Here is a 6598-nt window from a genome sequence, read left to right as displayed (position 1 = left end):
TTATCTGAATTCCTTGTTGATTTTTCAGCAAATTCAATATATATTAATTATAAGTTCTAAAAACAAGGTCAAATGAACTTGTTTTTAGAACTTATAATTTTCTGTGTACCTTATTAAAATGAAGATATGATACATGAATACATCTCTCATGTAGTAAAGAGAAAAATTCCTACTACATATAATTTTAATGGGACAGAATGGGGAGGATTCAAAATGCAAACAAATGTAAAAATGGAAGAATGGGAGAAGAAACCATCACTACTTGGAATGTTTACTTCTCCTAGCCTACAGTTTGAGAGGATCAAAACAAGCGAAAAAGTTTGGGGGATATTCTTTTTAGTAGCACTGTTACAAGGACTTCTAGGCGGTTTGAGTAAGTATGGGATGTATACATCACCTGAGATGGTCCGAATGAGGAAAGAATTAGGAGAACTTGCTGGACAGAGTACACTTACAGGGGAAGTTATTTCTGGGATCGTATCAAATTTTGTGGGTGCAATGATTGGAGCACTGTTTATAGCAGTTATTTACAAAGTGTTTATGATATTTTTTAGAAATGATACATCTTATAAAACATTATTAACCATAGTTATATATACAAACATTATTCTTATCGTTGGTGAACTTATAAATACTATTTTAAGTTTCATTGTGGGTGGTGGATCGACACACTATACAGGTTTAGGTGCAATATTTGCTGAAGGTACATTTGCATATGGGATTGGTAATGCAATTGAAGTATTTTACATATGGAATTTAGTTCTAGTTTGGTTAGGATTACAAATCACAGCGGGATTAAGTAAAGTAAAAGCAGCTATTCCGATTATTATTTTATTCATTATTAAAATAGTATTCTTAACTGCCATTATGGTATTAATAGCAACATTCTTACCTGGTGTACCTATGTAATCAAAATGAATAAGGAGGGGACGTTTGAAAATATTTGAAGTCAGCGATCATTTTTCAACAGTCTTTCTTATGCCAAATACAAATGGAAATTATATTTATGATCATTTCTTATATATGGAGCGTGAGTTGTTGAAGAAAAGCATGCTGTGAAGAGAAGGGAGGCATCTGATGTATTCATTAGTGGTGGGCGTGTTCTTATTGGTGCTGATTTTGTCGGTGGTTTGGTTCGTAGTTGGTAAGTTAGGGATTTTCGACTGGATAGGTAATTTCGCATTAAAAATGAAGAATATCTTCAAGGAGGAAGACAAGAAATGAAGAAGAAAATAGGCGCTATTATAGTAGGAGTAGGACTTGTAGTAGTTGGAATTTTAACCGCAATGAGTGTGAAAGTAATTGAACAAGGACATGCAGGTGTAGTTTATAATAGAAGTACAGGTGTTGAAAAAGAAACATTAGGACAAGGTTGGCATCTAGTTTCGCCATTTAAACGTGTTACAGAATATCCAGTTTCTACAGAAACGGTACGAGTAAAGAATTTCAATGTACAAACGAAGGATGGTAAGCCATTGGCAGTTAGCTTATCTTATGACTATGCAAACGATGTAGAAAAACTGCCTAAAATCTATAACAAATTTAAAGGGCAATCTCCAGATGTGATTGAGAATGGTTGGTTACAAACACGTATCAAAAAAGCTACGCTTAACGTGTTTTCAAAGTATTCCGTTCTTGAAGTATTTCAACACCAAGGAGAAATTAATGCAGCGATCGAAAAAGAATTTCGTGGAACTGTAGATGATACTGGATTTATGGTTGATTCAGTAACACTAGAAGCACCAAAACCAGACGAAAATACAGCAAAAGCAATTCAGGGTGTTGTGGATGCACAACAAAGATTGGAAAAACTAGAGATTGAGAAAAAACAAGCCATTGTGGCAGCGGAACGTGATATAGAAGAAGCAAAAGGTAAGGCACAGGCAAACGAAATCTTAAAACAATCTCTATCTCCTGAAATAGTAGAAATAAAGAAAATTGAGAAGTGGGACGGAAAACTTCCGCAAGTAAGTGGTGGAGCCACGCCGTTTGTACAAGTGAAATGATAAGCTCTTTAAGCTAGTTAAGGAAAGTAAAAACGCAGGACTTAAAACCCTCTGCGTTTTTTGTTGATTAATGGATTTTTATAATGAGGAAGCGTGTCGCACAAAGGATTATTTTGTTTAAATTTTGCTTAATTCTTACCGCTAATCATTTAAATATTTAAAATTCGTTATATAATGAATTTAATTTAAAATTAGGAGTGATTAAATTGACAGATAAGATAGACCTCGTTCTTTCCATCATTATAGCGATTAGTGCTGTTTTTTATTTAATAAAAGAATTGCAAAGACCTGAAAAAAAAACACTTTGGATTTCACTAGAATTTTTAGTTCTTTTCTGGGCTATATGGAGCATATCGACTATCATAATCTAATTTGTAGATTATAATTCCCTTCAAATAAAACTMAATATTCCGTCAACACTGTAGACAGGGCTTTGAAAAATCTTCCTTAAATTCTTCCCATTCTTACTCTCTTGGTCGAGAGCCGAGCAGTTAGCTTTTGCTAGCTGCTCTTTTATCTCTCATTTCCCCTTTGTTCATAATTCCGTAACAGATATATACAAGTTTGTGTGTTACACTAAATTCATTCGAAGAAGTCATTCGTTATTAATTCGGCAATTCATGATACCCCGTTCCCAGCCCTTGCTCCCCTTGCAGGGCTTTTTGTTGTTCAAATAACTCTTTTGTTTAGTTTAGTAGTCACCATCCCTATATAACCAATACGCCTCACTATCAGCATGACTACTTCCAATAAAATCTGATAAACTTTCGTACTCCCTATGAGGGGTACCGCCAGCATTTCGGCCAATCCAATAACAAACGGGAACCCTGAAACCCACGCCAGGATAGGAATGTATAAAAAAATGAATAGAGTCATAGAAAAAGAAAAAGGCGAATTCCTTGTGATAGTAGGGATCCGCCTTTTCCTTGCTACCGATAATGAGACGTTATGGTGCGACAAGAAGTCGCATTCTTACAGTGTAGCTTTCGCTACTAGTCTAGACGCTAAGACCATCTCCGTCCGAAACTGCAAGCTTGGTAACGGGCTTGTGGGTTGCATGAGGAAATGCGGAAACAGACGATCAGTACATGGTCTGGAAAACTGCTAGGAGAAGATAGGTATGGTGAACGAAAGTGAAGACTTGTAAGCTTCGTAACCATTAGCCCAAGATAATGTACAGCCCCGCTTGGGTATTGACAAGAGGAAAGGCAGGCTCATAACACTGCCGCGTCGCGTCGCGTCCCGCATCTTGTCCGGAGTAAAGAGTCCACCTAACCCTACCGCATCTGTGGAATGTGAAACTTGGTAAGCCCTATGTCATCTGGGAAATCAGTAGTGAGGCTGTAAAGTCAAGCGATGTGACAGAGGGTAAAGGATATAGGAAAAAGCGAATGCCGTTGTCCCGAAAGGTAACAGAAAAACAACAAGTATAACTGAACGGATATTGTCGTCCTCACGGACAATCCCATGACAAGCTCGAAAGAGAGCCCACTTCTTATAGGTCTTCAACACGGAAATATATCTGTAAGTTATCTTCTGACGAATAGGAGCGTGCAGTTATGAACACCTCAGAACGAGCGTCGGCGCATGTCTCGTATACAGAGTGGAACTCAACGGATTGGAAAGCAATCCAAATGTATGTGACGAAGTTACGACAAAGAATTTATCGTGCCGAACAGTCAAATCAACGTAGAAAGGTAAGAAAACTTCAACGTTTACTCCTAAGGAGTGAGGCGAACTTACTAATATCCATTAGAAGGGTGACGCAACAGAATAAAGGAAAGCGAACACCTGGAGTAGATGAACATACAGCGTTAAGTCGGAGGGAAAGAAATCAATTATATGAGCAACTTAGAAAGCAGAATATCCTTCGACATCATCCGAAACCAGCGAAACGTATATACATCGCCAAAAACAATGGGAAGTTAAGACCTTTAGGTATTCCCACAATAAAAGACAGAGTATATCAAAATATGGTCAGAAACGCATTAGAACCACAATGGGAATCTAGATTTGAAGCAAATTCTTATGGTTTCCGTCCTAAAAGAAGTACACATGATGCCATACGTAGTATCTTCAACAGGATTAACGGGGGTAGTAAGAAGAAATGGATATTTGAAGGAGATTTCAAAGGATGTTTTGACCATCTGAATCATAATTGGATACTCAAACAATTAGCCAATTTCCCCGGGAGCGCGCTTATAGAAAGATGGCTTCAAATGGGGTACATGGAACGAAATGCTTTCTCTGAAACGCAGGAAGGAACTCCACAAGGAGGAATTATCTCACCTTTATTAGCTAATGTCGCACTTCATGGAATGGAAGAAGCATTAGGTATCACTTACAAAAAGAATTACAAAGCCAATGGAAGCTACATTATCCATCCCGCTTGTAAAATAGCTCTTGTGCGTTATGCAGATGATTTTGTCGTCCTAGCGGAAATAAAAGAGCAAGCCCAGTCTATATATGAGAGACTCCGTCCCTATCTGAAAGATAGAGGACTGGAACTAAGCCCAGAAAAAACGAAGGTTACACACATCGAGCGAGGTTTTGAGTTTCTAGGATTTTCAATCCGACAGTACAAGACATGGCAAGGAAATAAATTGTTTATTAAACCAAGTAAGAGCGGCATACAGAAAGCTAAAGAGAAGATTAGAGATACACTTCGTACTATGAAAGGACAACCTATTGGTGAAGTTATTCGGGTATTGAATCCAATTATCAGGGGTTACGGACAATATTGGAAACATGTAGTGTCTAAGAGGATATTTAGCAAGATAGCAAACTATGTATTCTGGAAGGTACGTAAACATCTCAGACAATTACATCCTAAAAAGTCATGGAAATGGATTAGAGCACGATACTATAAAGCCCCGCATCATGGAGGGAATGTATGGGTTCCAACCTGTCCGAAGACAAATATTCAGCTACTACATATGCCGTGGATAAAGATTGAAAGACACGTTATGGTTATGTACAAAAACAGTCCCGACAATCCTACTCTCAAGGGATACTGGGAAAAGCGAGACCGTAAGGTTTTCAACCTAGAGAATACAATGGATAGAATGAAGCTGGCTAGAAAACAAGGGTACCGCTGTGCAATATGCAAATGTCCTCTGCAAAATGGAGAAAAGGTCATTGTAAAGGATATACCCATTCATCAAAGTCACTTACAGCCTAATGGAAATGCACGACTCGTCCACTTACCCTGCCTACAATGATACTGTGACCGGATAAAAAGAAGGCTTGAGCCGTATGATGGGAAACTGTCACGTACGGTTCTTAGGGGAGTTAGGGGCAGTGATGCCCCTCGCTTACCCGACTTAACTGAACATGTATAGGTTATACAGTTGAAATTTAGTTCACTGTTAGTTTTCTTCAAATGGTATACTAAGGGAAAATAAAGAAATTTCTGTTTATTATTTCCTTTAGATTATTAGCATATAGTGAAAATAAAAAGGGAAGGCGGTGTATTGCTTGAAAATACTTCTATTTATAGTGGGATTTCTCTTAATTACATTCGGTTATTTAACTCTTAGTTCTTTCAGCTTCCAAAGTAATGATGGATCAGTAGCTGTGGCTGTGATTGCTGACCCTTCTGTATCCTATGGACTTTTGGGAGTTGGGATACTCCTGATAGTAGGAGCTGTATTCCTAAAGAGAAAGAAGAGACCTCACGTAAAATAATAAGTTACTTCCGACTTCGATAATTATGTAAATAAGCTGTCCATATGGACAGCTTATTTTATTTTTTTGCTTAGGATGGTTTATTTTTTAAATTTGAAATGTATCTAAGATATTATCTTTCTCCTCTTTATTGATTCCAATATATTTAAGTGTAATTTGTGGTGTACTGTGATTGAGTATGTCTTGCAACATAGCGACATCTTTTGTTTGTTTATAAAACCAATAGCCGAAGGTTTTGCGCATGGTGTGGGTACCAATGGACTCTATGCCGGCAAAATCTCCGGCTTTTTGCAATTGTCGATAAGCCTGGATCTTACTAATGGGTTGATCCCCTTTTCGTGAAGAGAATAACCAGGTACCTTCTAGTGTTTGGGCATACAAATAGACTTCATCAAAAATAGAAGTAAGATTAATGATGCGTTCTTTCTTTGTTTTTCCTTCTTTGATCTTGAATTCTTTTCTCTTTTTTCTTTTTAACTTTACTATGGTTTGTATTTCAATTTGGAGTAGATCGCTGACACGTAATCCTGTATTGATTCCAATTAGAAAGAGAATATAGTCTCGTTCTGAACAGTGGCGTTTGAGGGCCCATTTCATATCTTCAATCTGTTCTTTGCTACGGATAGGTTGGACATCAATGAGATGTGGTTTTTTGCTCATGGTTTTTGACCTCTTTATTTATAGTGTTTTGAATGTATACTTTTGGTTTGTATTTTAAGAATATCAGAGGAATCAGGATGAAGTCAATGTTTTAGGTGATTTGAATGTAAACTAATATTTAAAAGTTTACATTCGCTTTTTTATTAGATATATATAATTCAATATACACATTAATAAGATTAAGAATAGTATAATATTGTTAAAAGGAGATGGTTTTATGTTGAAAATAGAACAAAACAAAGTAA

5 protein-coding genes are annotated in these 6598 nt (G+C 37.0%); 4 read left to right on the top strand and 1 reads right to left on the bottom strand.

The genetic code is table 11. From position 1 onward, the window contains the following. Nucleotides 1–213: 213 nt before the first annotated feature. The 4 genes from yknW (at nt 214) to ltrA (ending at nt 5227) form a co-directional block, all read left to right on the top strand. Nucleotides 214–909 (top strand): YknW family membrane protein, encoded by a 696-nt coding sequence (gene yknW / locus AC1DTM_RS15710; protein ID WP_088099226.1) that lies wholly within the window; start codon nt 214–216, stop codon nt 907–909. A 311-nt stretch (nt 910–1220) separates the two neighbouring features. Then, nucleotides 1221–2006: a prohibitin family protein gene (locus AC1DTM_RS15705; protein ID WP_002107239.1), complete on the top strand. Its 786-nt coding sequence runs from the start codon at nt 1221–1223 to the stop codon at nt 2004–2006. A gap of 206 nt (nt 2007–2212) precedes the next feature. Further along, nucleotides 2213–2377, top strand: a complete 165-nt coding sequence (locus AC1DTM_RS15700) for a hypothetical protein (RefSeq protein ID WP_087945994.1) — start codon at nt 2213–2215, stop codon at nt 2375–2377. Nucleotides 2378–3565: 1188 nt separating this feature from the next. Continuing rightward, nucleotides 3566–5227 (top strand): group II intron reverse transcriptase/maturase, encoded by a 1662-nt coding sequence (gene ltrA / locus AC1DTM_RS15695; protein ID WP_477000454.1) that lies wholly within the window; start codon nt 3566–3568, stop codon nt 5225–5227. A 553-nt stretch (nt 5228–5780) separates the two neighbouring features. On the opposite strand, the gene AC1DTM_RS15690 is transcribed toward ltrA, so the two are convergent. Beyond that, on the bottom strand, nt 5781–6353 hold the full coding sequence (locus tag AC1DTM_RS15690) for a tyrosine-type recombinase/integrase (protein ID WP_088099833.1): 573 nt from the start codon (nt 6351–6353) through the stop codon (nt 5781–5783). Nucleotides 6354–6598 lie beyond the last annotated feature (245 nt).

This window comes from Bacillus sp. P4_D3, assembly GCF_056401855.1.
This window is presented reverse-complemented; position numbering and strand designations above follow the sequence as displayed.